General features: G+C 68.2%; 27 protein-coding genes. 7 read left to right on the top strand and 20 right to left on the bottom strand.

All coding sequences use genetic code 11. The features are described from left to right. Positions 1 to 3: 3 nt before the first annotated feature. Genes AMS67_RS15000 through AMS67_RS14990 form a run of 3 tightly spaced genes read right to left on the bottom strand, consistent with a single transcriptional unit; the run spans position 4 to position 3,592 of the window. Positions 4 to 1,899 carry a YhgE/Pip domain-containing protein gene (locus AMS67_RS15000; protein ID WP_053388080.1) on the bottom strand — a complete coding sequence of 632 codons (1,896 nt, stop codon included), beginning with the start codon at positions 1,897 to 1,899 and terminating at the stop codon, positions 4 to 6. Beyond that, positions 1,896 to 2,627 carry a P-loop NTPase family protein gene (locus tag AMS67_RS14995; protein WP_241488107.1) on the bottom strand — a complete coding sequence of 244 codons (732 nt, stop codon included), beginning with the start codon at positions 2,625 to 2,627 and terminating at the stop codon, positions 1,896 to 1,898. The genes AMS67_RS15000 and AMS67_RS14995 overlap by 4 nt, the downstream gene beginning before the upstream one ends. Before the next feature lie 59 nt (positions 2,628 to 2,686). Beyond that, positions 2,687 to 3,592, bottom strand: a complete 906-nt coding sequence (locus tag AMS67_RS14990; protein WP_053353397.1) for a VOC family protein — start codon at positions 3,590 to 3,592, stop codon at positions 2,687 to 2,689. 199 nt (positions 3,593 to 3,791) lie between these two features. Here AMS67_RS14990 and AMS67_RS14985 point away from each other — a divergent pair, with 199 nt between their 5' ends. After that, on the top strand, positions 3,792 to 4,223 hold the full coding sequence (locus AMS67_RS14985; RefSeq protein ID WP_053388079.1) for a VOC family protein: 432 nt from the start codon (positions 3,792 to 3,794) through the stop codon (positions 4,221 to 4,223). Positions 4,224 to 4,229: 6 nt separating this feature from the next. On the opposite strand, the gene AMS67_RS14980 is transcribed toward AMS67_RS14985, so the two are convergent. The 10 genes from AMS67_RS14980 to infC all read right to left on the bottom strand — a co-directional run bounded on the left by AMS67_RS14980 (position 4,230) and on the right by infC (position 14,032). Then, positions 4,230 to 4,985: an SDR family oxidoreductase gene (locus AMS67_RS14980; RefSeq protein ID WP_053388078.1), complete on the bottom strand. Its 756-nt coding sequence runs from the start codon at positions 4,983 to 4,985 to the stop codon at positions 4,230 to 4,232. After that, positions 4,982 to 5,395, bottom strand: coding sequence for a VOC family protein (locus AMS67_RS14975; protein ID WP_053388077.1), 414 nt, complete (start codon positions 5,393 to 5,395; stop codon positions 4,982 to 4,984). The genes AMS67_RS14980 and AMS67_RS14975 overlap by 4 nt, the downstream gene beginning before the upstream one ends. A gap of 38 nt (positions 5,396 to 5,433) precedes the next feature. Next, on the bottom strand, positions 5,434 to 8,043 hold the full coding sequence (gene pheT, locus AMS67_RS14970) for a phenylalanine--tRNA ligase subunit beta (protein ID WP_053388076.1): 2,610 nt from the start codon (positions 8,041 to 8,043) through the stop codon (positions 5,434 to 5,436). Next, positions 8,043 to 9,083 (bottom strand): phenylalanine--tRNA ligase subunit alpha, encoded by a 1,041-nt coding sequence (gene pheS / locus AMS67_RS14965; RefSeq protein WP_053353402.1) that lies wholly within the window; start codon positions 9,081 to 9,083, stop codon positions 8,043 to 8,045. Before pheS ends, pheT begins: the two co-directional genes overlap by 1 nt. Positions 9,084 to 9,094: 11 nt before the next feature. Beyond that, the gene (locus tag AMS67_RS14960) at positions 9,095 to 11,017 is read right to left on the bottom strand and encodes a 5-oxoprolinase subunit B/C family protein (protein ID WP_053388075.1); all 1,923 of its coding nucleotides are present in this window, start codon (positions 11,015 to 11,017) and stop codon (positions 9,095 to 9,097) included. Then, entirely contained in the window at positions 11,007 to 11,762 is a 756-nt protein-coding gene (locus AMS67_RS14955) for a LamB/YcsF family protein (protein WP_053388074.1), read from the bottom strand. Before AMS67_RS14955 ends, AMS67_RS14960 begins: the two co-directional genes overlap by 11 nt. Before the next feature lies 1 nt (position 11,763). Next, on the bottom strand, positions 11,764 to 12,597 hold the full coding sequence (locus AMS67_RS14950; protein ID WP_241488106.1) for a TrmH family RNA methyltransferase: 834 nt from the start codon (positions 12,595 to 12,597) through the stop codon (positions 11,764 to 11,766). A 101-nt stretch (positions 12,598 to 12,698) separates the two neighbouring features. Continuing rightward, complete coding sequence (gene rplT, locus AMS67_RS14945) at positions 12,699 to 13,082, bottom strand: 50S ribosomal protein L20 (protein WP_053388073.1); 384 nt, start codon at positions 13,080 to 13,082, stop codon at positions 12,699 to 12,701. Positions 13,083 to 13,135: 53 nt separating this feature from the next. Next, the gene (gene rpmI, locus AMS67_RS14940; RefSeq protein WP_024356294.1) at positions 13,136 to 13,330 is read right to left on the bottom strand and encodes a 50S ribosomal protein L35; all 195 of its coding nucleotides are present in this window, start codon (positions 13,328 to 13,330) and stop codon (positions 13,136 to 13,138) included. Between the two features lie 75 nt (positions 13,331 to 13,405). After that, the gene (gene infC, locus AMS67_RS14935; RefSeq protein WP_241488105.1) at positions 13,406 to 14,032 is read right to left on the bottom strand and encodes a translation initiation factor IF-3; all 627 of its coding nucleotides are present in this window, start codon (positions 14,030 to 14,032) and stop codon (positions 13,406 to 13,408) included. Between the two features lie 219 nt (positions 14,033 to 14,251). Here infC and AMS67_RS14930 point away from each other — a divergent pair, with 219 nt between their 5' ends. Genes AMS67_RS14930 through AMS67_RS14920 form a run of 3 tightly spaced genes read left to right on the top strand, consistent with a single transcriptional unit; the run spans position 14,252 to position 15,738 of the window. Continuing rightward, a complete protein-coding gene (locus AMS67_RS14930) occupies positions 14,252 to 14,641 on the top strand; it encodes a DUF1844 domain-containing protein (protein ID WP_053388072.1) in 390 nt (129 codons plus the stop codon). Between the two features lie 34 nt (positions 14,642 to 14,675). Further along, complete coding sequence (locus AMS67_RS14925) at positions 14,676 to 15,419, top strand: AzlC family ABC transporter permease (protein ID WP_241488104.1); 744 nt, start codon at positions 14,676 to 14,678, stop codon at positions 15,417 to 15,419. After that, positions 15,412 to 15,738, top strand: a complete 327-nt coding sequence (locus tag AMS67_RS14920) for a branched-chain amino acid transporter permease (RefSeq protein ID WP_053388070.1) — start codon at positions 15,412 to 15,414, stop codon at positions 15,736 to 15,738. The genes AMS67_RS14925 and AMS67_RS14920 overlap by 8 nt, the downstream gene beginning before the upstream one ends. 6 nt (positions 15,739 to 15,744) lie before the next feature. On the opposite strand, the gene AMS67_RS14915 is transcribed toward AMS67_RS14920, so the two are convergent. The 6 genes from AMS67_RS14915 to AMS67_RS14890 all read right to left on the bottom strand — a co-directional run bounded on the left by AMS67_RS14915 (position 15,745) and on the right by AMS67_RS14890 (position 20,339). Further along, positions 15,745 to 16,638, bottom strand: coding sequence for an SseB family protein (locus tag AMS67_RS14915; RefSeq protein WP_053388069.1), 894 nt, complete (start codon positions 16,636 to 16,638; stop codon positions 15,745 to 15,747). Positions 16,639 to 16,713: 75 nt separating this feature from the next. Next, a complete protein-coding gene (gene priA / locus AMS67_RS14910) occupies positions 16,714 to 17,460 on the bottom strand; it encodes a bifunctional 1-(5-phosphoribosyl)-5-((5-phosphoribosylamino)methylideneamino)imidazole-4-carboxamide isomerase/phosphoribosylanthranilate isomerase PriA (RefSeq protein WP_053353411.1) in 747 nt (248 codons plus the stop codon). A gap of 71 nt (positions 17,461 to 17,531) precedes the next feature. Further along, positions 17,532 to 18,179 carry an imidazole glycerol phosphate synthase subunit HisH gene (hisH, locus tag AMS67_RS14905; RefSeq protein ID WP_053388068.1) on the bottom strand — a complete coding sequence of 216 codons (648 nt, stop codon included), beginning with the start codon at positions 18,177 to 18,179 and terminating at the stop codon, positions 17,532 to 17,534. After that, on the bottom strand, positions 18,176 to 18,784 hold the full coding sequence (gene hisB, locus AMS67_RS14900; protein WP_053388067.1) for an imidazoleglycerol-phosphate dehydratase HisB: 609 nt from the start codon (positions 18,782 to 18,784) through the stop codon (positions 18,176 to 18,178). The genes hisH and hisB overlap by 4 nt, the downstream gene beginning before the upstream one ends. A gap of 32 nt (positions 18,785 to 18,816) precedes the next feature. Continuing rightward, entirely contained in the window at positions 18,817 to 19,905 is a 1,089-nt protein-coding gene (locus tag AMS67_RS14895) for a histidinol-phosphate transaminase (protein WP_053388066.1), read from the bottom strand. A gap of 26 nt (positions 19,906 to 19,931) precedes the next feature. Further along, on the bottom strand, positions 19,932 to 20,339 hold the full coding sequence (locus AMS67_RS14890) for a LysM peptidoglycan-binding domain-containing protein (RefSeq protein ID WP_053388328.1): 408 nt from the start codon (positions 20,337 to 20,339) through the stop codon (positions 19,932 to 19,934). 259 nt (positions 20,340 to 20,598) lie between these two features. Between AMS67_RS14890 and lexA the strand changes: the two genes are divergently transcribed. The 3 genes from lexA to lipA all read left to right on the top strand — a co-directional run bounded on the left by lexA (position 20,599) and on the right by lipA (position 23,136). Continuing rightward, positions 20,599 to 21,264 (top strand): transcriptional repressor LexA, encoded by a 666-nt coding sequence (lexA, locus tag AMS67_RS14885; RefSeq protein WP_053353416.1) that lies wholly within the window; start codon positions 20,599 to 20,601, stop codon positions 21,262 to 21,264. A gap of 115 nt (positions 21,265 to 21,379) precedes the next feature. Further along, positions 21,380 to 22,096: a lipoyl(octanoyl) transferase LipB gene (lipB, locus tag AMS67_RS14880; protein WP_082305549.1), complete on the top strand. Its 717-nt coding sequence runs from the start codon at positions 21,380 to 21,382 to the stop codon at positions 22,094 to 22,096. Positions 22,097 to 22,122: 26 nt separating this feature from the next. Continuing rightward, on the top strand, positions 22,123 to 23,136 hold the full coding sequence (lipA, locus tag AMS67_RS14875) for a lipoyl synthase (protein ID WP_156316713.1): 1,014 nt from the start codon (positions 22,123 to 22,125) through the stop codon (positions 23,134 to 23,136). A gap of 85 nt (positions 23,137 to 23,221) precedes the next feature. Here lipA and hflX read toward each other — a convergent pair whose 3' ends face one another. Continuing rightward, the gene (hflX, locus tag AMS67_RS14870) at positions 23,222 to 24,799 is read right to left on the bottom strand and encodes a GTPase HflX (RefSeq protein WP_053388065.1); all 1,578 of its coding nucleotides are present in this window, start codon (positions 24,797 to 24,799) and stop codon (positions 23,222 to 23,224) included. Positions 24,800 to 24,819 lie beyond the last annotated feature (20 nt).

Here is a 24,819-nt window from a genome sequence, read left to right as displayed (position 1 = left end):
TCGCTACCCGATCAGGCTGGGCTGCAGGTCTTTCAGAGTGCGCGAGCGCATCGTCTTCGCCACCCCGAGCGCCGAGATCAGCACCGCGATGACGAGCACCAGGCCGAGCTTCAACGCCTCGCTGGCCGCGTCGGCGAGATCACCGCCGTACATGAGCTGCCGCAGCCCGTCGACCGCGAACGACATGGGCAGGTAGTGGTGCAGCGTCGCGAGCGGCGCAGGCAGCGTCTGCCAGGGGAACGTGCCGCCCGCAGTGACGAGCTGCACCACCATGAGTACCAGGCCGAGGAACTGCCCCACGCTGCCGAGCCACACGTTCAGCGCGAGGATGATCGCGGCGAACGTCGCCGACGCGAGCGCGATGGTGCCGTAGGCCGCGACGGGATGCGAGAAGTCGAACTTCAGCGCGAACGCCACGATCGCGAACAGCGCGAGCATCTGCGTCGCTCCGAGCAGTGCGGGCGTGGCCCAGCCCGCGATCGTGACGCGCAGTGGCGTGTGCAGCGCGGTGACCGCGCGACGCGAAACCGGCTTCAGAATCAGGAACAGCGCATAGATGCCGATCCAGGCCGCCAGGCTCATGAAGAACGGCGCGAGCCCGGCGCCATAGCTGCCCGCGGACGTCACGCGACTCGTCTGCACGTCGACCGGTTGCGCGATGTTCTTGGCCTGATCGGCACGGAGTTCGGCCGAGCTATCCGGAAGCTTCTTCACGCCATCGGCGAGCCCGTCGCGCAGCTGCCCGGCGCCGTCGGTGAGCGTGCCGAGACCGGTCTGGAGCTCGCCCGAACCCGAGACGAGCTGCGCGAGCCCGTCGTCGAGCGCTACGGAACCATCGGCGGCCGAGGCGATGCCGCTCGTCAACTGCGGCGTGGCATCCGCGAGCTGTCGCGAGCCGTCGGCCACCTGCTGCGCACCGCTCGCAAGCGTGTCGAGCTGAGCGCTCGCGCCCTGCACTTGAGCGTTCACGTTCGTGAGGTCGCCGCCGACCCGATCCATCGCCGCGCTCACACGGTCGATGACGCTCTGGTCGACCCCCGCCTCGGTCAGATCTTGCAGGATCGCGGTGCGATCTCCCGCGAGCGCGTCGACGGCCTGCTGGCTGAGCCCGGCCGCATCGCGCCCGTACTGGGCGACCGTCGCGTTCCCGGCGGCGACCTGCGCCGCCCCGCTCGCGAGCGCCTCCGTGTTCTCGGGCAGGGATGCGGTCGCGTCGCGCAACTGGCCGAGACCGGTCGCGAGCTGCGAGGAGCCGTCTTTCGCCTGCTGTGCGCCCTCGTGCAGCTTTCCGGCGCCATCTTCTGCGCTCTGCGCCCCGTCGGTGAGCTTCGTGGCGCCGTCGCGCGCCTCGATCAGCGAGCCACGGATCTCTGCGATCCCGTCGAGCAGCGACTTCGCGGCTTCGCGGTTCACCGACTGCACGATCTGCTTCTGAATGCGCTGTACGGCCTGCTCGCCGATCGTGGTCGCGAGGTAGCTGTTGGCGTCGTTCGTGGTGAGCACGACCTCGGCCCGGTGCGGGTCGTCCGTCTGCGACGACTGCAGCGACTCCGAGAAGTCTTTCGGCAGCGTCACGACGAAGTCGTACACCCCGTTATTCACGCCCGTTTCGGCGTCGTTCTCGCTCACCTCGTGCCAGTCGAAGCTGCCGTCTTCGACGAGGTTCTTCGCGACCTCGTCGCCGATGACACGTACGTCGTCACCTTGCTTCACACCCTGATCGGAGACCACCAGCGCGACGGGCACCTGGTTGAGCTTGGCATAGGGATCCTGATTGGCCCAGAGGTAGAGGCCGCCGTACAGCAGCGGCACGCACATCAGCGCGACGAACGCGAGACGCGCCATCTTCGTCGCCCACAGGCGCGCGAACTCGGCCCGAATCATCTGCGGAATCTTCACGCCTCATCCTCCACGTGCTGCGTCAGCGCACGCGTGCGCGATGACGTCTCCTCGGTGATCGCGACGAACTCGCGCAGCGGCATGACCTCGCCCGTGCCCCACCCGTCGGGGTGTGCAGCGATCGCGGCGCGCGCGGCACGGCCGGCGATCACCAGCACCGCGGCACCGGCGTCGGCAAGTTCGCAAGCGGTGCGCCACCACTCCTCGGGGTCTCCTCCGTGGCGGTCGGGCGACACGAGCACGATGCCCTCGACGCCCGGCCGCTGCAACGCCAGCTCGCAGAGCGCCCGCACCCGGTCACCCGGTGCGAGGTCGCCGATGGGGAGGCGCGCATGGTGGCGCAGTCCCAGGCGCTCGAGTTCGCGGCGCACCGCCGGTGGGCCACCGAACTTGCCCGCGAACATGAGCTCCTCCGCGACGACATCGGCCAGCAGAACGTCGCTGTGCGGCTCGCTGACGTCGGGGGCGTCGACGAGCGCGATCCGGCGCCGCAATTGCTTCGCATCGGGAACGTCGTCGATCGCGACCTCGCCACTGTCGGGCTTCATACGACCGGAGACGATCAGACCGAGCACCGTCGGGCGCTGCGCCGTCTCGGCCTCCACGAACACCGCCGTGCCCGATGACATCGTCACGTCGCTCGGTGGGAGCGCTCGCCCACCCGGTCCTTTGCTGACCGCCGTCGCCCGCACCCGCATCAGTCCGTCTCCGTCCTGTTCGATCCTCAACCCTGCGAGTGTAGTCCTCTCTCAGCGCCCCCGCGCGGTGGGTGAACAGGCGTTCGGGTTCACAGGTCGTCGATGACGATTTTGTGCATCTGCAGCAGGTGCTCGAACGCATTCGGGCGTTCCATGAGTTCGCCCATATTCGCCGGAACGATCTGCCAGCTCACACCGAACTCGTCGGCTAGCCACCCGCACTGCTCCGCCTCGGGAACCGCCGAGAGCGCATCCCAAATGCGGTCGATCTCTGCCTGATCCGCGCAGTGGACTTCCAGCGAGACGCCGCAGGTGAACGAGAAGTCTTGCTCGACCCCCGAGTCCATCGCCCCGAATGTCTGCCCCTGAATGCGGAATTCGCTGTACATGAGCGCCTCGGGAGTCGCCGGCCCCTGCGCCTCGCCGTAGGGGTATGCGCCGCCCGCCTCAAACTCGGGGAACACCTCGGCGTACTTCGCTCGGGCCTCGCCCGCGCGATTCTGAGCCGCACCGCCGAAGAGCAGCGAGGGAATCACGAAGGCGCCGTCGTCGCGCACCGGGTCGGCGAGACCCAACTGCCAACTCACGCCGTAGCGATCCTGCACCCAGCCGTAGTAATCGCTGAACGGGTACTCGTCGAGTGCCATCAGCACAGTCGCCCCGGGCTGCAGCCCGACCCAGACGCGGTCAAGCGCCTCGCGCGCCTGCTCGACGCTGCCGAAGCGATCCGCACCGAACATCAGAAAAAACGAGATCGACGGATTCGGTGAGAACTCGTCGCCCGCATTCACCAGGGTCAACCGGTATCCGGCGACGTTCACCGCGACCGTGAGCGGCAGCCCGGCGAACGGTTCTTGAAAATCGAGCAGCCCGGTCTGCGGGTAGCGCGACTCGACCTCGGTCGTGGTGTCGGGAAGCACGTCGGCGTAGAACTGACCGACCTCCTCCGCGTTTCGCGTGCACCAGATGTTCGGTACGATGAACTGGTCGGTCATGATCCGTTCCTTTCGGCTCCGCTGCCTCGCGGCGCACCCGATCCGTGTACCGGGCACCGTCGCGCTGCTCCCAGTATCGGCCCGCTGCTGCCCCGCGACAAGGGGTCAGCGAGTGTCCGAACGGTGACAATTCGCGGGTGGCGCGGCACAATGTGGGCAGAGGTCCGCTTCCGGATCTCCCGAGCTGCAAGGAGACCCCATGTCCATCAGCCTCAACCCCTACCTCAACTTTCACGGCACCGCGCGCGAGGCCCTCGAGTTCTACCACTCGGTGCTCGGCGGCGAGATCCGCATCATGCAGTACGACGCGATTCCCGGCATGATGGGCGATCCGGCCGAGGCCGAGAAGATCATGCACGGCCAGATCGACACCCCCGATGGCCTCACGATCATGGCCGCCGATTACCCCGCGTCGATGTCGGAGCTTCCCGACGCGGCCAAGCCGGGCAACTCCGTCTGCATCTCGGGCGACGACGATCCCCGCATTCGCGCGCTCTGGGACGGTATCTCGCAGGGCGCGGAGATTCGCGAGCCGTTCGCTCAGGCGCCGTGGGGTGACACGTTCGGCATGCTCGAAGATCGATTCGGCGTGCCGTGGATGTTCAGCCTCGCGCCGAAGGCTGCAGACTGAACGCGGTCAGGATCGCGTCGGCTGCGCACTGAGCCACGCGTCGAAGGCCGGCCCGGCGGTCTCGGCTCGGGCGGGGTCGCTCGGCAGGATACTGCCGTCTCGGAGCGCCCGGCCGAACCCGCCCGGCAGCGGCAGCTCGATCACGCGCGCGCCGTCCCCGCGCTGTGCGAGCAGCGCCCGCATCATCTGCGCCATCCGCTCCTCGCGGGGGCCGACCAGATCAGGCGCGAGGCCGACGGGCTCCCCCACCGCAAGCGCGACCAGGTGCTCGGCCACGGTGCGCGCGGCGATCGGTCGCGAGCGCATGGCGGGCGCGCCGACCCACGGGCCGAGCCGCATGCGGTCGATCATCTGCGCCGCGAACTCGTGGAACTGGGTCGCGCGCAGCACGCTCCAGGGCACTGTGCCGGCGGTCACCGCAGCCTCCTGCACGGCCTTCCCGGCGTAGTAGCCGTGCGGGGCGCGATCGACACCCACGATCGACAGCGCGACATGGTGGCGCACGCCCGCAGCGGCGCCCGCCGCCAGCAGCGCAGCGCTCGCTGCGGCGAAGAATGCTCGTGACTTCGCGGCCGACGTCGTGGTCGTGCCCGACGCATCGATCACCGCGTCGACGCCGGTGAGGTCGAGGCCAGCGCCCGACACCAGATCGACGCCGCTCGCACGAGACAGCACGCGCACGTCGAAGCCCTGCTCACGAGCCACCTCAACCACGTGGGTGCCGACCGTGCCGGTGCCGCCGGCCACTGCGATGATGCTCACGCGCGCGCTCCTGTCTCAGCGTTGTATCCGATCAACCACCGCACTCCGAACTGGTCGACGACCTGGCCGTCGCTCGCACCCCAGGGGCGCGATTCGAGCGGAAGGATCACCCGACCGGTGGCCCCCAGCTCGTCGAACCAGCGGTGCAGCGTCTCGGGTTCCGCGGCTCCGAGCAAGGCGAAGAACATCCCGCCCATGTGCACGGCGTCTTCGTCAGGCCCGGCATCGGCGGCGTACACCGTGACGGGCCCGGTGAGCGTGGCGTGGGCGATCGCGTCGCCAGGGCCGTCGGTACGCCCGAACTCGGCGAAGGAGTGCGTCTGCAGCTCACCGCCGAACACCGTACGGTAGTGCGCGAGCGCTTCGGCGGCGTTTCCCGGGAACAGCAGGTAGGGGGTCAGACCCGTCATGACTTCCTCCAGTTCCCGGGGCACGCCGTGCCGCGACGTTAGTCGCGCAGTTTCGCGTCGAACGCGAGCTCGGCCGCCGCGACGCCCGCGAGCTTGGCCTCGCTGGCTTCCTCGGCCTTGAGCGTGCGATCTTCGGCCCGGAAGCGCAGCGCGAACGTCAGCGCCTTCGTGCCGGGCTCGATGCCCGTACCGCGGTAATCGTCGACGATGCGCGCACTCTCGAGGAGCTCGCCGGCCCCTGCAGCGACGACCGCGAGCACGTCGCCCGCGGCGATGTCTTCGGCGACGACCAGCGTCAGGTCTTGGGTCGCGGCCGGATACGTCGACAGTTGCGCCGTCTCGGGCTGGCGCGGGGCCAGTTCGATGATGCGCTCGAGGTCGAGCTCGAATGCGGCAACGGCACCGGGCAGGTGATGCTCGGCGACGAGCTCGGGCAGCAGCTCGCCGGCGACACCCACGACGACGAGGCCGCCCTCGTCACCGTCGACATCGGAACCATCGGTCACGCGGATCGCCAATTCGGCGGTGCGGCCCGGGTGGAATGCACGGTGCGCGCCCTGCGCGACCACGAGCTCGGCCGAGACTGCACCGGCAATCGTGCGCGCCGCGTCCAGTGCGTCGCTCCAATCGAACGCTCGCGGCGCCTCACCCGGCTGCTTCGCAACCGCGTCGCCGAGCAGCAGGCCGGCGGCGCGGCGCGGCTGCGACGGAATCGAGGCGTTCAACTCGGCCAGAACCTCTGCCGAGGGGCGCTCCGCAAGCGGCGGAACGGACTGCGTGCCCAGCGCTTCGCCGGTCGCTCGCGGTTCGAACACGAGCCCGAACTCGACCAGACCGAGGTCGGTGAGCCCGCGCGACACGTTGCGCTGGGCCGCGGTGACGAGACCCGGCAGCAGCGAGCGGCGCAGGAACGGCGACTGCGCGTCGAGCGCGTTCGCCAGCTTGATCGCCGCGATCGGCGCTGCAGCGGAATCGGCGGCAGCGGCTGCCGACTCCACGGTCTGCGGCTCGGCACCCGCGCCGAACGCGTCGAGCTGCGACCGTGAGACGAAGGGGTAGCTCTGCACCTCGTCCAGACCGGCCGCAGTGATCGTGTCGGCGGCGCGGCGACGGAGGCGCTGCTCGCGCGTGAGCCCGCGACCGGCAGGTGCGATGGGGAGCACCGACGGGATGCGGTCGTAGCCGACGATGCGCGCCACCTCTTCGACCAAGTCGGCCGGGCGGCTGAGATCCGAGCGCCAGCTGGGGGCGGTCACCACGAGCACGCCGTCGGCGTCTGCGGTGATGCTGCAGCCGATGGTCTGGATCGCTCCACGTGCCTCATCGTCGGTGTAATCCGTGCCGAGCAGCCCGTTGACCCGCGCCAGGGGCAGGCGCACCTCGGCGGGCTGCCAGTCGGCGACGAGTTCCGAACCCAGCGCGTCAGCGGTGCCGCCGGCGAGCTCGACGAGCAGATCGACCATGCGCTGTGCGGCGGCGCGCGCCACGAGCGGGTCGACCCCGCGTTCGAAGCGCTTCGACGCCTCGCTCGGCAGCTTGTGGCGACGCGCGGTGCGCGCAATCGACACCGGATCGAACGTGGCGGCCTCGACGAGTACGTCGACGGTCGAGGCGTCGGCCTTCGTCGATTCGCCGCCCATGACGCCCGCGAGCCCGATGACCCCGGACTCGTCGGTGATGACGAGATCTTCGACGTGCAGCGTGCGCTCTTGACCGTCGAGTGTGACGAGCGTCTCGCCCGCGGCGGCACGGCGCACGATGATGCCACCGGTGAGCTTTGCGAGATCGTAGGCGTGCAGCGGCTGGCCGAGTTCGAGCATCACGTAGTTGGAGATGTCGACCTCGAGCGAGAGCGAGCGGATGCCCGCGAGCTGCAGGCGCGACACCATCCAGGGCGGGGTCGGGCGCGACTGATCGATGCCGCGCACCACGCGCGTCACGAACCCACTGGCGCCCACGCGGCCGCGAATCGGCGCCTGATCGTCGATGGCGACGGCGAAGCCCGACGCCGACACGGGCGTCACGGTTGTCGCCGGGTCGGTGAACGAGGCCCCGGTGGCGTGCGCGTACTCACGGGCGACGCCGCGAATCGAGAAGGCGTACCCGCGATCAGGGGTGACGTTGATCTCCACCGCCGTGTCAGAGAGCCCGAGCAGCGCCTTCGCGTCTGCGCCGACCTCGGGGTCGAGCCCGAGGCGCGACAGCACGATGATGCCGTCGTGGTCGTCGCCGAGCGAGAGCTCGCGCGCCGAGGCGATCATGCCGTCTGACGTGTGCCCGTAGGTCTTGCGCGCGGAGATCTCGAATCCTCCGGGCAGCACGGCGCCGGGCAGCGAGACGACGACCTTGTCACCGGCCTCGAAGTTGTGTGCGCCGCAGACGATGCCGCGCACGTCAGCTCCACCATCGGCGGCCTCGAGCCCCTCGGGAGCGACGCGCACCTGGCACCAGTTCACGGTCTTGCCGTTCGAGTGCTCCTCGGGCTCGCGCGAGAGCACCTCGCCGACCACCACGGGGCCGGTCACCTCAAAGCGGCGGATCGACTCCTCTTCGAAGCCCACGCGCACGAGATCGGCGTGCACCTGCTCGGGGGTGACGTTCTCGGGAAGCGAGACGACCTCGCCGAGCCAACTGAGCGGAACGCGCATTAGACCAGTCCTCCGAACTGACGATTGAAACGGACATCGCCCTCGACCATGTCGCGCATGTCGTTGATGTCGTGGCGGAACTGCAGCGTGCGCTCGATGCCCATGCCGAAAGCGAAGCCCTGGTACTCCTCGGGGTCGATGCCCGCCGCGGCGAGCACGTTCGGGTCGACCATGCCGCAGCCGCCCCACTCGACCCAGCGCGCGCCACCCTTGGCGTGCGGCTGCCACACGTCCATCTCGGCGGACGGCTCGGTGAACGGGAAGAAGTTCGGACGCAGACGGATCTCTGCCTCGGCGCCGAACATCTGGCGCGCGAAGTGCTCGAGGGTGCCGCGGAGATGCGCCATGGTGAGACCGCGATCGATCGCGATGCCCTCGACCTGGCTGAAGACCGGGGTGTGCGTCGCATCGAGCTCGTCGGTGCGGTAGGTGCGGCCCGGCGCGACGACGTAGACCGGGAGGTCCCGGTCGAGGAGCGAGCGGATCTGCACCGGTGAGGTGTGCGTGCGCAGCACGAGGTGACGGTCGGCGGGATCCACGAAGAACGTGTCCTGCATCGCGCGCGCCGGGTGATCCGGATCGAACCCGAGCGCGTCGAAGTTAAACCACTCGTGCTCGAGCTCGGGCCCCTCGGCGATCTCCCAGCCCATTCCGATGAACACGTCGGAGATCTCGTCTTGCAGCTGCGTCAACGGGTGGCGCGAGCCCGCGGTGCGACGCACGGGCGCCGCGGTCACGTCGACGGTCTCGGCGATGAGGCGCGCAGCGGCCTCTTGCGCGACGAGATCGCTCTCGCGACCCTGGTACGCGCCCTCGATACGGCCGCGTGCCTGTCCCATGAGCTTGCCGGTCGCGGCCTTCTCATCTTTGGGCACCGCGCGCATCTGCGCGTTGAGCTGAGCGATGGCCGAACCGTCGCCGACATGCGCGGTGCGCGCGGCTTTCAGCTCGGCGACGGAGCCTGACGCAGCGAAGGCCGCGAGCGCGGCCTCGACGGCTGCGTCGGCCGCTTCCTGGGTGATGGGATTCGTGTCTGCCACGAGTAACGATCTTACCGTCGGTCGGGCGCTTCGGCAGTCGCTGCGGCGAGCGCGGCGGCGAAGACGTTGACGGCGTCGGCCTGCCCCTGCACCCATGCCTGATCGAGCGCCGCGGCGACGGGTTCAGGGAGCGACACGGCGCGACGGCGCCCATCGACCTCGATGGAAAAGCGCACGGGTGCGCCGGTGCGGCGGTGCACTGCGGGCTGTCGCTCGAACGCACGACGATCCGGCATCGCATCGGGATCGACCGGCACGAAGCGCACCGCGTCGCCCGGACGCAACTGCGCGGCGAGGTCGGTGTCGGCGTCGACGACGGTGCCGATCACGGGGTACCCGCCGGTCACCGGGTGGTCGGCGAGGAAGAGCACCGGTTGACCGTTCGGCGGCACCTGAATCTCCCCGCGCACCGTCCCCTCGCTCGGCAGTTCGGCGTCGCTCGCGCGCTCAAGCGGCGCACCGTCGAACCGCAGCCCGACCCGGTTCGCATCGGCAGAAAGCGACCAGGTGCCGCTGGCAAACCGTTCGAGCGACTCGGCGCCGAACCAGTCGGCGCGCGGGCCGGGCACGAAGCGCAGCACGCACACTCCGTCGGTGCGAAGTTCGACGGGCACCCAGCCTCCGGCTTCGTCTGCCGCCTCAACCCCGCCATCGGCGCCGACTACATCCGCACCATGTGCCGCACCGCGCGTCGCACCGTCGGTCGCGCCCAGTGCGAAGCACTGACCGGCGCTGACCGGCGGCGCTCCGAGCCCCGAAAGCGTGTCGTGCGCGGCACTGCCCAGCATCGTGCGCACCGCGAGGCCGCCGTGCACCGCGACGATACTTCGCAGCCCACGAGTCGCGGCCCCGACTTCGAGGGTCTCCCCCGCAGCGAGTTCGATCAGGCCGCTCCCCGCGCAGTCGTTGGGAACGACGCGATCCACGCCTGAAGCGTCCACGATCGTGACATGCGCGTCGGTACCCGCGAGGGCGACGCTGATGGGCCGCTCAGCCCGAATCGACAGCGCGGCATTCAGGGTTTCGAACGCCGCCGCACCGTCTGCGTTGCCCACCGCACGATTCGCCCGCCGCAATGCATCGCGATCGGCGGCTCCAGAGGTGGTCACCCCGACGGCGGCGAAGCCCGGCCGCCCGGCATCTTGCACAAGTGTCAGCAGACCGGGGTCGAGCACCCGCAGCGCGGTGTCGCTCGGCTCCGGGTGATCCGCAATCTCACGAGAATCGGGCGTTTCAGTGAGCGGCGACCGGAGCACCTCGACCGCTTCTCGCACGGCACGGAAGCGCACGGTGTCGCCGGGTGCGACCAGCGCCGCGGGCTCGCGCTCGGCATCCCAGAATGACACGTCAGTGCGCCCGAGCACCCGCCACCCGCCCGGAGAGGCGCCCGGATACACCGCAGAGTACTCCGCGGCGATCGCGACGGACCCCGTCGGCACGGTCGTGCGCGGCGTATCGAGACGCGGCACGCGAAGACGCTCGTCGCCTCCGGTGAGGTAGACGAATCCCGGGGCGAATCCGCCGAAGGCCGCCGTCCACGACGTGCCCGTGTGCGCGGCGATCACCGTATCGACGCTCACCCCCGTCAGCCGCGCCACCTCAGCGAGATCGATCCCGTCGTAACGAACGGGCACCTCGAAATGACGCCCCGGTGCACCGGCATCGCGGGCGCCGCTCGTCTGCGCCGCTGCCCGGCGCGCAGCGTCCATCGCCGCCCGCAGGCTGCGCCGATCACGGCACCGCATCATCACGGTGCGCGACGCCGGCACGATGTCGATCACGCCGTCGAGCGCCGCCGCGCGCAACGACTCGGCCATCTCGAGCACCGCGTCCAGCGACGGCAGGTCGATGATGCACGCGCGGTCGCCGATCGGCCGAATCAGCGGTGCGCCAACCCCGGGCGGCGCCGCACCGAACGGATCGTCAAACGGCACTGCGAATCTCGATTCCGCGTGCCTCGAGCGCCGCGCGCACGTCGGCAGCGAGCTGCATGGCCGACGGGTGGTCGCCGTGCAGGCACAGGCTTTCAGCGGGCAGCGAGACGACCGATCCATCGATCGCGGTGACCCTGCCGTGCGCGGCGATCTCAATCGCCTGCGCGACCGCAGCGTCATGGTCGAGCAGCGCACCGGGCGCGCCTCGCGGCACCAGGCGCCCATCGGCGGCGTACCCCCGATCGACGAACGCCTCGGCGATCACGCGCACTCCGGCGTGCGTCGCCGCCCGCGCGATCGCCGTGCCGGGCTGCACCAGGAGCGGCAGTGACGCATCGAACGCCACCACGGCTTCGACCACGGCGTGCGCCTGAGCCTCATGCGTCGCGATGGCGTTGTACAGCGCCCCGTGCGGCTTGACGTACGCGACGTCTCCGCCGACGCTGCGGGCAATGGCGCGCACGGCACCGAGCTGGTAGATCACCTCATCGGTCAGCTCCTGCGGCGCGTAGTCGATGAAGCGGCGCCCAAAACCGGCGAGGTCGCGGTATCCCGGATGCGCGCCGATCGTCACCCCGGCCGCCGCTGCTGCTCGGCAGGTCTCACGCATGCCATGCGGGTCGCCTCCGTGAAACCCGCAGGCGACGTTCGCGCTCGTCACCGTCTCGAGCACGGCGGCGTCGTTGCCGAACGTGTACGCCCCAAAGGATTCGCCGAGATCGCAGTTCAGGTCGATGACCGGCATGTCAGTCGCCCGCGGCTTCGCCGGTCGCCGCGCGCTGCGCGAACGCTGTTTCGTAGAGCAGCACGCTCGCCGCAGTGGCGAGGTTGAGCGACTCTGCGGCTCCGTAGATCGGGAGCCGCACCGATCGATCGGCGAGCGCTCGATCCGCCTCGGTGAGGCCCCGCGCCTCGTTGCCGAACACCCAGGCGACCGGGCCGTCGAGTACCCCGTCGATGCGGGCGGCGAGCAGGTCGGCTCCCCGCACATCCGCCGCGATGGACGCGAGGCCGGCCTCGCGAGCGGCCCCGATGACCTCGGCAAGGCTCCCGGCGACCACGACGGGCAGGTGGAAGAGTGATCCGGTCGTCGAACGCACGACCTTCGGGTGGAACGGATCAACGCTCTCTCCCGCGAACACCACCGCATCTGCACCCGCGGCGTCGGCGGCGCGCAGCACGGTGCCGGCGTTCCCGGGGTCGCGAATCTCGTGCAGGATCGCCACCAGTCGCGCACCCGACAGGGTTTCGACGAGATCGCTCTCCCAGATCCGCGCGACGGCGACCACTCCTTGCGGCGACACGGTCTCGGCCATTGCCGCGATCACCTCAGGCGTCGCGTGCTCGAGACGCACGCCCGCCTCCGACGCGAGTCGATCGATCTCGGGCTGCCAAGGCTCGGCACCCCGGGTCGCATAGACCGTTTCCACCAGGTCGGCGCGGTGCACGAGCAGTTCGCGCACCGACTGCGGCCCCTCGACGAGGAAGCGGCCGTGATACTGGCGATCCTTCTTGCGGGCGAGCGAGGCGATACGGCGTACGCGCTCGGACTTCGGGTTGCTCAGGATCACATCATTCACGCTCCCAGCGTACCGGCGCGAAACGCGAGAACCCCCGCTCCAGACGGAGCGGGGGTTCTCTGCGGTGTGGCTGCGCGAGCAGCCGACTCAGGATGCGACGATTACGCAGCCTTCGGAGCCGAGGTGTCCGCGGGCAGCGCGTTCTTCGCGACCTCGACGAGCGCGGCGAATGCTGCGGGCTCGTTGGTGGCCAGCTCGGAGAGCATGCGGCGATCGACCTCGACGCCGGCCAGGCTCAGGCCCTGGATGAAGCGGTTGTAGGTCAGGCCGTTCGCACGGGCACCCGCGTTGATGCGCTGGATCCAGAGACGACGGAAGTCGCCCTTCTTCTTGCGACGGTCGTTGTACGAGTAGACGAGCGAGTGGATAACCTGCTCTTTTGCCTTGCGGTACAGGCGCGAACGCTGACCGCGGTAGCCCTCGGCGCGCTCCAGGATGACGCGACGCTTCTTGTGGGCATTGACCGCCCGCTTGACTCTAGCCATTTCAGTTCTTCCTTACAAAAATTCTTAGATGAAAGCTGTGCGCTCGCGTCGGCTCAGTGGCCGAGGAGCTTCATTGCCTGCTTGGCGTCGCCCTTGGCGAGCACCTGCTCGGCGTTCAGGCGGCGCTTGCGCTTCGAGGACTTGACCTCGAGGTTGTGGCGCATGCCGGCCTGCTGCTTCATCAGCTTGCCGGAACCGGTGAGCTTGAAGCGCTTCTTGGCCCCCGAGTGGGTCTTCTGCTTGGGCATCGATTTCTCCTTGTTGTGTGCGAGCCTCACGGCCGCGGATTGCGGGTGGGCGCTGCGCGAGCAGCGCCCCGCAGTTCATTCGCCGGCCGGAACCGTTCCAGTGGACTTGTCAGCCCGGCGAGTGGCCTTCTCCTCGGCGCGGCGGGCGTTCTGCTCCGCCTTGGCCTCGGACTTGTTCTTGACCGGCGCGACGACCATGACCATGTTGCGGCCATCGATCCGGGGGTTGGATTCGACAGTGCCGAATTCCGCAATATCTTCTGCGAACTGCTGCAGCAGGCGCACACCCATCTCCGGACGCGACTGCTCGCGACCGCGGAACAGAATCATGGCCTTGACCTTGTCACCCTGCGACAGGAAGCCGACAGCGCGCTTGGTCTTGGTCTCGTAGTCGTGCGTATCGATCTTCAGGCGGAAGCGAACTTCCTTCAGCACCGTGTTCGCCTGGTTGCGACGGGCTTCCTTCTGCTTCTGAGCAGCTTCGTACTTGTACTTGCCGAAGTCCATGATCTTGGCGACCGGAGGCTTCGAGCCGGGGGCAACCTCGACGAGATCGAGATCGGCATCCGCCGCCAGGCGCAGCGCAGTCTCAATCGGCACGACGCCGACCTGCTCGCCACTGGGTCCTACCAGTCGCACCTCGGGGACGCGGATTTTGTCATTCGTACGGGGATCGCTGATCGCCGGCTCCTCTGATCTCAATGGGTGGACGCTCCGATGCGGAGCCACGGAAATTGAGATCAGGGCCGCGCACGCGCTGCCCTACACCCTTTGTCGAGCTGCCGGATGACCGGCGGGGTGTCAACTACCCGGTAACCTTAAAGCGGTGCCGGGTGGGAGAATCTCCTCTTCCGTATCCCGGCAAAACGCCGAGAACCGAACCTATGGTAGCACACCTACCGCGCGAAAGAACAGGACACGATGAGCGAGCACGCCGCCGATCACCCGCACGAGACCGCTCCCGGCGCTGAGCATGAGCGCGACGACCTCTCCCAGGCGACGCGCGACATCGCCGAGGTACCTGCGGTCGAGGTCATCACCGCCGCGGCCGTCAACCTGCTGAGCGCCGCCGCCGTGAAGTGCGGCCTGGCCGATGACCCCGAGACCCAGACCGATCTCGATGAGGCCCGCAAGCTCATCAACGCCCTCGCCGGTCTGATCACGGCGGGTGCGCCCGAGATCAGCGACTCGCACGCCCGCCCGCTTCGCGACGGGCTGCGTTCGGTGCAGCTCGCCTTCCGCGAGGCGTCCGCAATTCCTGACGAGCCGGGCAAGGGGCCCGGCGAGAAGTACACCGGCCCCGTCAACTAACTCGAGCTCCGTGCGAGACTCCGCGTCACGCGCAGTGGCGGAGCCTGCCGGCTCGCGACGGTCCCAGATCGCCGCGGGGATCGGCGACTCTCTCGGGGTCGGCATCGGCATTGCTCCGCTCGGGTTCGCACTCGGCGTGCTGGTCATTCAGGCCGGCCTCCCCTGGTGGGTGGCCCCGGCGCTGTCCATCGGCGTGTTCGCGGGCTCCGTCGAGCTCCTGCTGGTGTCGATGCTCGCCACCGCAGCGCCGCTCGTGACGATCGCGGTCACGGTGTTCGCCGTGAACTTCCGGCACGTCTTCTACGCACTCTCGTTTCCCATCGACCGCGTCAACCGAGGCCCCGCTCGGGCCTACGCGATCTACGCGATGATCGACGAGGCCTACGCCACGTACGTACTCCGCGATGACGCGGGAGTGACCTCCGCGCGCATCGTGACCGGACAGTTGGCCATGCAGGCCTACTGGGTGGCGGGTGGGTTGCTCGGCGTCGCTGCGGCAGGCCTGCTGCCCGCTCCGATCGAGGGCTTCGAGTTCGCGCTCGTCGCACTGTTCGTCGTCATGACGCTCGACGCCGTACGCGGAACACGCGAGATCCCGACCGTGCTGTTCGCCGGACTCTCAGTCGCCGCAGCGCTCCTGGCCGCCCCCGACTACGCCCTGCTCGTCGCACTCCTCCTCTTCACGGCGCTCCTGACCGGGCGCTTCCTGTGGCAACGCATCAGGGAGCGCGATACCGCAGCGGCGCATACGGAGCCACCAAAGGGGCACGATGCCTGACACCGTCTTCCTCATCGTCGCGATCGCAACCGCCGGGGTCATCACGCTTGCGCTGCGCGCACTGCCCTTCGCCGTGGTCCAGCCGCTGCGCCGCTCACGATTCATCGCACGACTCGGCACATGGATGCCCGCCGGCATTCTGCTCATCCTGGCGGTGGTCGTACTCCGTGATCAGATCGTCGCCGCGCCCGAGCGCTGGTGGGCAGTGCTCGTCGCGACCGCGATCACGGTCATCGTGCATCTGATCAGCCGCCGCCGCGCACTCGTCAGCATCGCGGCAGGCACCGCCGCTTACATCCTTCTCGTCAACTTCGGGTGAGCGCGTCTACGCCGCGTGCAGCGGGCGCAGAGACAAGGAGTCCACGCGATCCGCCACGATCTCGGACGCCGCGATTCTCGCTTGCACCTGCTCGAGCACATCCGCGAGCTCCGTTTCCGCGCCGGGCTTCAGACGGACGAGCACCGATACTTCGGGTGTGAGCAGGCGGCCCTCCAGGTCATCGGGAGCCAGCCAGACCAGATCGATGCGCGGATCGGCCAGACCGATCTCACGGAATGCCTCCTGCACCTCGGCGTCCGCCCACGCGGGAAGCACGCGCTCCCCCAGTGCGAGCGCTTGCAGCGCCGTACGCCGAACTCCGTACTCGCGCTCCGGGGTTCCGGCATCGATGATGATCATCGCGGTGCCGTCTTGCGCCGCCGCGAGCGCCGCTTGCGCACCGGGCACGGGAATCGGCCGAGCCTCCGGGTTCCAGTGCGTGAGCGTCTCGACTGAGCTGAAGATGGGGAGCACCCGACGGCCGTCGGGGGCCGCGACCGTGACGATCGAGAGTTCCTGGGACTTTTCGACCGTGCGCCCATCAGGCGTCTCGCCGAGCGCACCGGCTTCCGCGAGCATCGGTACGAGGAACCGTTCGGTGCCGAGACCGGCGATCGCGTCGGCGTGCGCATCCGCGACGTCGCGAACGGCGTCCCAGTAGTCGCCCGCCGTCGCTGCGGAAGCGGCACTCGCCGCCGACCGCCGCACCGCCTCGATGAGCGAGGTCACCCCCTCCGGGGTGCTCCCGTCGTCACCCGCGAACGCGGTGTCGTGGTGATCGAAGGTGCGCCCTTCCCAGGGAAACCCCGCTGAATCGCCGTTTCCCCCCGCGACCAGACTTTCGGGGACACCGGTTGCTCGCGGCGCGTCACCCGTCGATGGGAGTTTCTTGATGGCCATCGGATCCTCCGTTCACCTGCGCGGAGTTCCGCTCAGGATGCCTCGAGCTGGCGGTGCTCGGTCAGTCGAGCAGGCTCAGCGGCCGGCGACGTCGAGCGCTGCGGGCAACGTGAAGGCCCCATCGTAGAGCGCCTTGCCGACAATCGCACCCTCGAGCCCAGCAGGAACGAGCTGGCGCAGTGCGGCGAGATCGTCGAGGCTCGAGACGCCTCCCGAAGCGACGACCGGACGATCGGTGCGCGCGCAGACCTTTGCGAGGAGATCGACGTTCGGACCCTGCAGCGTGCCGTCCTTCGTAACATCGGTGACGACATAGCGCGCGCAATTCACGGATTCGAGGCGCTCCAGCACGTCCCAGAGGTTGCCGCCCTCCTGCGTCCACCCCCGGGCGGCGAGTGTCTCACCGCGCACATCGAGGCCCACGGCGATCTGCTCCCCGAAACGCGCAATGACAGCCTGAGTCCATTCGGGGTTTTCGAGCGCGGCGGTACCGAGATTGACCCGCGTCGCACCCATGTCGAGTGCTGCCTCGAGAGAGGCGTCGTCGCGAATGCCCCCGGAGAACTCGATCTTCACGGACCCGGCGCGCTTGATGATCTTGCGCGCGACCGCGACGTTGCTGCCCCGACCGAATGCCGCGTCAAGATCGACGAGATGGATCCACTCAGCGCCCTGATCGATCCAGTCGAGCGCCGCGTCGACCGGGCTGCCGTAGTTGGTCTCGGTGCCGGCCTCGCCCTGCGTGAGACGCACGGCTTTGCCGTCGACCATGTCGATGGCGGGCAGCAGTTGGAGCTTCGGGCCCTCGGCCAGTTCGGTCATGATGTGGAATTCTCCTTGAGTCGGTTCCGCGCGCAACGCGCCGGTTCCGCGCACAAACGCGCGGGTGCAGATTACAACGTGTTGATCCAGTTGCGGAGCAGACGGATGCCCGCTTCGCCAGACTTCTCAGGGTGAAACTGTGTCGCAGCAAGCGGACCGTTCTCCACCGCGGCGACGAAGCGCTCCCCGTGCTCGGCCCAGGTCACCAGCGGCCGGGTCGCCTCCGTACGCCCCTCCAGCGTCCATTCGGTCGCCGCGTTGCTGTGCACGAAATAGAAGCGCTCCTGCTCGATTCCGGCGAAGAGCCGCGACCCCTCGGGCACCGACACCGTGTTCCAGCCCATGTGCGGCAGCACCGCTGCCTCAAGTTCACGGACGGTGCCCGGCCACTGGCCGAGGCCCTCAGTCTCGACACCGCGTTCGATGCCGCGCTCGAACATCACCTGTTCGCCCACGCAGATGCCGAGCACCGGCCGGCCACCAGCCAGACGACGGTCGATCAGCTCGTCGCCGCGAACGGCGCTGAGCTGTTGCATCACCGCGTCGAACGCACCGACTCCGGGAACCAGCAGGCCGTCGGCTTCCATCACCGCTGCGGGGTCACGCGTGAGTTCGACTGAAGCACCAGCGCGCACGAGTGCCTTCACCGCAGAGTGCACGTTGCCCGAACCGTAGTCGAGTACGACGACCGTCTTGCCGGCTCCAGCACCTGCGCTCACAGAGCACCCTTGGTGGAGGGAACTCCGCTGACCAAGGGGTCGAGCGCCTTGGCGACGCGGAATGCGCGCGCCAGAGCCTTGAACTCCGCTTCGGCGATGTGGTGCGGGTCGCGCCCCTCGATCACACGGAGGTGGACTGTGAGACGCGCATTGAGGGTGAGCGCCTCGAAGAAGTGCCTCACCATGGACCCGGTGAAGTGCCCGCCGATCAGGTGGAATTCGAACCCTGCGGGCTCACCCGAGTGGACGAGGTACGGCCGACCCGAGATATCGACGACCGCCTGGGCGAGCGCCTCGTCGAGCGGCACGAGCGCATCGCCGTACCGTGATATGCCGGACTTGTCGCCGAGCGCGGCGAGGATCGCCTGCCCGAGCAGAATGCCCGTGTCTTCAACCGTGTGGTGCACGTCGATGTGTACATCGCCCGTCGCACGGATCGTGAGATCGGTCAGCGAGTGGCGCGCAAACGCCGTCAGCATGTGATCGAAGAACGGAACTCCGGTATCGATGTCGGAGTCCCCCGACCCATCGAGGTTGAGGCTCAGGCTGATCTGCGACTCGCTCGTGGAACGCTCGAGCGAGGCGGTGCGCGGTGCTGCGGTCATGGTGCTCAGTCTATCCGGCTGCGGGAGCTCGCTCAGGAGCGGGCTCCGCCGGCGCCGAGCGCAGTGATCGCGGCGATCACCGTGCTCGTCTCGGCCTCGGTACCGGCCGTGATGCGGAGGTGCCCCGGAATACTCAGGTTGCGAATCAGGATGCCCTGCTCGCGCAGCGCGGCAAAGGTCGCTTCGGGGTCGGCGAACCCGCCGACCAAGAGGAAATTGGCACCCGAATCGTGCACGCGGTAGCCGAGCTGCACCAGCGCCTCGGCGAGCCGATCGCGCTGCGATCGGATGTCGGCGACAGTGGCTAGCATGGCATCGGCGTGACGAATCGCTGCCGTGGCAGCCGCCTGCGTCAGCGCGGAAAGGTGATACGGCAGACGTACGAGCCGCAGCGCGTCGACGACCGCGGGAGCGGCCGCAAGATAGCCGAGGCGCACCCCTGCAAAGGCGAATGCCTTACTCATCGTGCGAGACACCATCAGCCGATGACGCCCGGGGAGCAGCGTGACAGCACTCTCGTGCTGGGCATCGAACTCGTGGTAGGCCTCATCGACGATGAGCATGCCGTCGAACGCGTCGTACGCCGCTTCGATGACGGCGCGATCGAGCGGAGTGCCGGTGGGGTTGTTCGGGCCGCAGAGAATTGCGATATCGGGCTGGTGTTCGCGCAGCGCAGCGACCACCAGCTCGGGCGTCAGTGCGTAGTCGGCGGGGCGTTCAACCGGAATCCACGCGGTGTCGGTGCCCGAGGCGAGCAACGGGTACATGGAGTAGGTCGGCGTAAAGCTGAGGAGACTACGACCAGGCCCCCCGAAGGCCTGCAGTATCTGCTGCAACACCTCGTTCGACCCGTTCGCCGCCCAGAGCTGCTCCGGAGTGAGACCGTGCCCGAGATACCCGGCCAACGCCTCACGCAATTCGGTGAATTCACGATCGGGGTATCGATTCACGCCAGTCACCGCGTGTGCAAGCGACTGCACGATGTCAATGGCGACGTGCTCCGGAATCGGATGCGTGTTCTCGTTCACGTTCAGGCTGACGGGAACCGCATCTTGCGGAGCCCCGTATGGCTCTTTGCCGACGAGGTTGTCACGGAGAGGAAGGTCGCTCAGACTGGTCACCGAACCAGTCTAGAGGCGAGAGAACCTCATGCTCCGAGTTCGTCGCCCGACACGACCAACGGGTTCTCTGAGTATCGCAGCGGCACAGCGATCGCCTCGCCTGCCTGCACCGACGACCCGTCGAGCTGGTTGAGCTGCACGATCTCCGAGACCAGGTCTCGGGGGTCGGCGGAGGGGTCGAGCTCCGTCGCCAGCGACCAGAGTGAGCTCCCCGGCTGCACCACCACATATTCGAACTGCTGACCATCGGAGCCCTGCGCCGTTGCCATCGCTTCCGGTGCCGCGAAGGCTGCCACCAGGGCGAGCACTCCGGCAACCAGCACTGTCGCGAGCGCGCCGAACACCATACGGCCACGACGTGTCAGTCGAATCGTCGCCGTTGCCGCGCGCGGCGCCGGCATTGCCTCGTGAGTCAGGGTCGCGATTGCGCTCATGATGGTGTCCCTTCGGTTGTGATCGCCACGAACGTGCATCCGTGCGAACATCTGTTTCGAATATATATTCGATGAATCGAAACTTCAAGCCCGAGTTCGAAGATATGTTTCGATCTTTTTCTCCGACACTCGAACACGTGTTTGCCCGTGTTCGAATGTCGCGGCTATGGTTTCGTCAACGGGATCACTGAATCAGGCACCACCGACATTCATGGATCGCCGCCGCCAGACAGCCCCCTGGGCTCGAGAAAGGACCGCAATGAGCGACACCGCCGTGCCCCGTTCCACGAAGCCCCTGAGCGAAAAGCAGCAGGCGATTCTTGAGTGCATCGCGCGCTCCGTCGAGAGCCGCGGCTACCCGCCGAGCATGCGCGAGATCGGGGATGCGGTCGGCCTCTCCTCACTCTCCAGCGTGACCCATCAGCTCAGCCGCCTCGAGCTGGGCGGCTATATCAGGCGAGACCCGAATCGCCCTCGGGCCCTCGAGATCCTCGTCGAACTCGCTTCGACGTCGAACGCAGTCGCAGACGCCCCGACCCAGCAGGTCGAGGAAGCCGCATACGTGCCGCTCGTCGGCCAGATTGCAGCGGGCGTTCCCATCACCGCCGACCAGCAAGTCGAAGAGATCGTTCCGCTCCCCCGGCAACTCGTCGGAGACGGCCAGCTCTTCATGCTCCGCGTCGTCGGCGATTCGATGATCGATGCCGCGATCTGCGACGGTGACTTCGTCGTCATTCGCCAGCAGCGCGAAGCGGAGAATGGCGACATTGTCGCCGCGATGCTCGACGGCGAGGCCACGGTCAAGGTATTCCGTCGCCGCGACGGTCACACGTGGCTCCTCCCGCGCAATAGCGCGTTCGAGCCGATTCTCGGCGACCACGCCGAAGTACTCGGTCGCGTGGTGGCGGTCTTCCGCTCGGTATAGCAACGCAAGCAACCCCTGCGCCCCACGACCCGAGGCGCGCACGTCACTTCATCGATGTGCGCGCCTTTTCTCGCGCGATTTGATTTGTTGTACCGAGTGTATCTAATCTGTTCGCATGTCCAGCATCGCTGCAGCACCTCCGACCCCCTCCGCATCGCCGCGCGCCGTCGCCCGTTTCGGTACACCACCCCGCGTGGACGTCATCGGCCTCGCGCCAGACTTTGTGGAGTACGCTGACGGGCTCCGCCTGCAGGCCGCAGCGGCGGAACGCGTGACCCGCGGCGCCGACTCCGGCACGCTCCTGCTTCTCGAGCACTCCGCGGTCTACACGGCGGGCAGACGCGCTGACCGCGACGAGTACCCCACCGACGGTACGCCCGTCGTTCCAGTCGACCGCGGCGGCCGGGTCACCTGGCACGGACCGGGGCAGCTCGTTGCGTACCCGATCGTACGGCTGCGGCCGGGAGCCGGCGTGGTCGACCTCGTACGCTCGCTCGAGACCGCCATTATCGCCACACTCGACGCGCTCGGCGTTGACGGGTACCGCGTGAAGGGGCGTTCCGGTGTGTGGTGCGACGCGACGGCACCGGCCGATCCCCCGGCGAAGGTTGCCCAAATCGGCCTGCATGCGCGGGCCGGAGTCATCACGCACGGCCTCGCCATCAACTGCAGCAACGATCTCGCCCCGTTCACGCAGTTCGTACCGTGCGGCATTCGCGATGCCGGAGTGACCACCATCAGCGCGCTCGCCGGGCGCACGGTGCGGCCGGCCGAAGTCGCCCCGATCCTGCACCCACTCGTGATCGAGGCAATCGCGGAGCTCGTCGCATGAGCGTGCGGCGCCTCCCCTCGACCGGCGTGCGCCCGGAGCCCGAGGGCCGCAAGCTGTTGCGCATCGAGGCACGCAATGCCGAGACGCCCATCGAGAAGAAGCCCGAGTGGATCAAGACGCGCGCACGGCTGGGCCCCGAGTATCAAGAGGTGCGCAACCTCGTCGCCAGCGAGAAGCTCCACACCGTCTGCCAAGAGGCGGGGTGCCCGAACGTGTTCGAGTGCTGGGAAGATCGCGAGGCGACCTTCCTCATCGGCGGGTCAATCTGTACGCGTCGGTGCGACTTCTGCATGATCACGAGCGGCAAACCGCTGCCGCTCGACCGCGACGAGCCGCGCCGCGTCGCCGAGTCGGTGCGCACCATGGGATTGAAGTACGCGACGATCACGGGCGTGACGCGCGATGACCTGCCCGATACCGGAGCGTGGCTGTACGCCGAGACGATCCGGCAGATTCACGAACTCAATCCGGGCTCCGGCGTCGAGGTGCTCGCCGACGACCTGGGCGGACGGCCCGAAGATCTGGCACAGGTCTTCGAGGCCGCTCCACAGGTGTTCGCGCACAACCTCGAAACCGTTCCGCGTATCTTCCGCAGCATCCGACCGGGGTTCCGCTACGAGCGCTCACTCGGCGTCATCACGCTCGCCCGCGATGCCGGCATGGTAACGAAATCCAACCTCATTCTCGGCATGGGCGAGACCCGCGCCGAGATCACCGACACCATGGTCGAGTTGCGCGACGCCGGGTGCGACATCATCACGCTGACGCAGTACTTACGTCCATCGTCGCTGCACCACCCGATCGACCGATGGGTGCGGCCAGAAGAATTCGTCGAGCTGCAGCAAGAAGCGGAGTCGCTCGGATTCGACGGGGTACTCGCCGGGCCACTCGTGCGTTCGTCGTATCGCGCCGGTCGGCTCTGGGCGCAGACGATGCAGGCCCAAGGTCGGCCAGTGCCCGAGGCACTGCGACACCTGACCGAGCGCGCCCCCGCCTCCTACCCGCAGGCGATCGGCGCTTCGGCCGTCGGCTCGGTGTAACGCTGCCACACGGGAACGCGTCGAGACAACGGCGAAACGTGTATTCCGGGCGCCGCGCTGCAGTCGGCGCCCGGAGCACACGCTCCTAGATCAGATACGGTTCGATCTTCGACGCCGTCTCAGCCGTGATGTACGCGCGCACCTGGGTACCCGCTTCCACGTACTCCGTCTCAAGCACGCGGTTGCGCTCGTGCAGTTCGGCGACGAGATCTCCGCGGTCGTAGGGCACGATGACCGTGACCTCGCGATCCGGAACCGGCAGAGCCGCATCGATGCGCCGCTGCAGCTCCTCGATTCCCTCACCCGTGCGCGCCGACACGAACACGGCATCGGGCACGAGGCCGTGCAGCACCAACCGCTGCGAATCATCGAGCAGATCGGCTTTGTTGAAGGCGACGAGCTCGGGAATGTCTTGCGCGTCGACCTCGGAGATGACGTCGCGCACGGTGCGCAGCTGTGCTTCGGGGTCGGGGTGCGATCCGTCGACGATGTGCAGGATCACCGAGGCGTCGCCCACCTCTTCGAACGTCGATCGGAAGGCCTCGACGAGCTGATGCGGCAGGTTGCGCACGAACCCGACTGTGTCGGCGTAAGTGAAGGTACGGCCATCCGCGGTCTCGGCGTGGCGAATCGCCGTATCGAGTGTCGCGAACAGCTGGTTCTGCACCAGCTCCTGGGTGCCGGTCAATCGGTTCAACAGGCTCGACTTGCCCGCGTTCGTGTACCCGGCGATGGCAACCGACGGTACTTCGCCGCGCTTGCGGTTCGCGCGCTTCGCCTCGCGCGCGGGGGCGAACCCGGCGATCTGCTTGCGCAGCTTCGACATACGCGTGTGAATCTTGCGTCGGTCGAGCTCCATCTTGGTCTCGCCCGGCCCGCGCGAGCCCATGCCCGCGCCTGCCGACCCGACCTGGCCGCCGGCCTGGCGAGACATCGACTCACCCCACCCGCGCAGTCGCGGCAGCAGATACTGCAGCTGAGCGAGTTCGACCTGCGCCTTCCCCTCGCGGCTCTTCGCGTGCTGGCTAAAAATGTCGAGAATCACCGCGGTGCGGTCGATCACCTTCACCTTCACCACGTCTTCGAGCGCGCGGCGCTGGCTGGGGGCCAACTCCGTGTCGGCAATGACCGTATCGGCTCCGACGGCCGCGACGAGTTCTGCCAGCTCCTGGGCCTTGCCTTTGCCGAGATACGTCGCCGGATCGGGGTTCGCACGGCGCTGCAGCAGTCCGTCGAGCACTCGGGCGCCCGCGGTCTCGGCGAGCGCCGAGAGCTCGCGCAGCGAATTCTCTGCGTCATCGGTCGTGCGCTGGGAGTAGACGCCGATAAGCACGACGTTCTCGAGCCGCAGCTGGCGATACTCGACCTCGGTGACATCTTCGAGCTCGGTCGAGAGCCCGACGACGCGTTTCAGGGAGGCGCGATCTTCGCGCTCCATGCGAATCGCGTCGAGATTCGCTCCGAGCTCGTCGTGCGCGGCATCGCCGAGCGCCTGCGCGCCGCTCGTCAGATCGCGGATCACGGTGGCGGAGCCCGTCGCGCGGGCACGCGCCAGCACCCGGTCGAGCGGATCGACCGAGTCGGTGGGGGTGGTTTCGCGCTCGCCGTTCACGGGAGTGTCCTCGACTGCGAGGCCTGCATCTTCTGCACTACGTTTCGTCATCTGACCTCAAGTGTACGCGG

Origin of the sequence: Leucobacter japonicus (assembly GCF_001273855.1) — a bacterium.
Classification (GTDB): Bacteria; Actinomycetota; Actinomycetes; order Actinomycetales; family Microbacteriaceae; genus Leucobacter; species Leucobacter japonicus.
Note: the sequence above shows the minus strand (reverse complement) of the source record. Positions and strands in the feature narration are given on the sequence as shown.

Bases quoted from the DNA above. Each gene is read 5' to 3' on its own strand.
- AMS67_RS14990 (WP_053353397.1), bottom strand. From the start codon at position 3,592: ATGACCGACCAGTTCATCGTACCGAACATCTGGTGCACGCGAAACGCG.
- AMS67_RS14985 (WP_053388079.1), top strand. From the start codon at position 3,792: ATGTCCATCAGCCTCAACCCCTACCTCAACTTTCACGGCACCGCGCGC.
- AMS67_RS14975 (WP_053388077.1), bottom strand. From the start codon at position 5,395: ATGACGGGTCTGACCCCCTACCTGCTGTTCCCGGGAAACGCCGCCGAA.
- pheT (WP_053388076.1), bottom strand. From the start codon at position 8,043: ATGCGCGTTCCGCTCAGTTGGCTCGGCGAGGTCGTCTCGCTTCCCGAG.
- AMS67_RS14955 (WP_053388074.1), bottom strand. From the start codon at position 11,762: ATGCCGGTCATCGACCTGAACTGCGATCTCGGCGAATCCTTTGGGGCG.
- rplT (WP_053388073.1), bottom strand. From the start codon at position 13,082: ATGGCTAGAGTCAAGCGGGCGGTCAATGCCCACAAGAAGCGTCGCGTC.
- rpmI (WP_024356294.1), bottom strand. From the start codon at position 13,330: ATGCCCAAGCAGAAGACCCACTCGGGGGCCAAGAAGCGCTTCAAGCTC.
- AMS67_RS14930 (WP_053388072.1), top strand. From the start codon at position 14,252: ATGAGCGAGCACGCCGCCGATCACCCGCACGAGACCGCTCCCGGCGCT.
- AMS67_RS14920 (WP_053388070.1), top strand. From the start codon at position 15,412: ATGCCTGACACCGTCTTCCTCATCGTCGCGATCGCAACCGCCGGGGTC.
- AMS67_RS14915 (WP_053388069.1), bottom strand. From the start codon at position 16,638: ATGGCCATCAAGAAACTCCCATCGACGGGTGACGCGCCGCGAGCAACC.
- priA (WP_053353411.1), bottom strand. From the start codon at position 17,460: ATGACCGAACTGGCCGAGGGCCCGAAGCTCCAACTGCTGCCCGCCATC.
- hisB (WP_053388067.1), bottom strand. From the start codon at position 18,784: ATGACCGCAGCACCGCGCACCGCCTCGCTCGAGCGTTCCACGAGCGAG.
- AMS67_RS14890 (WP_053388328.1), bottom strand. From the start codon at position 20,339: ATGAGCGCAATCGCGACCCTGACTCACGAGGCAATGCCGGCGCCGCGC.
- lexA (WP_053353416.1), top strand. From the start codon at position 20,599: ATGAGCGACACCGCCGTGCCCCGTTCCACGAAGCCCCTGAGCGAAAAG.
- lipB (WP_082305549.1), top strand. From the start codon at position 21,380: ATGTCCAGCATCGCTGCAGCACCTCCGACCCCCTCCGCATCGCCGCGC.
- hflX (WP_053388065.1), bottom strand. From the start codon at position 24,799: ATGACGAAACGTAGTGCAGAAGATGCAGGCCTCGCAGTCGAGGACACT.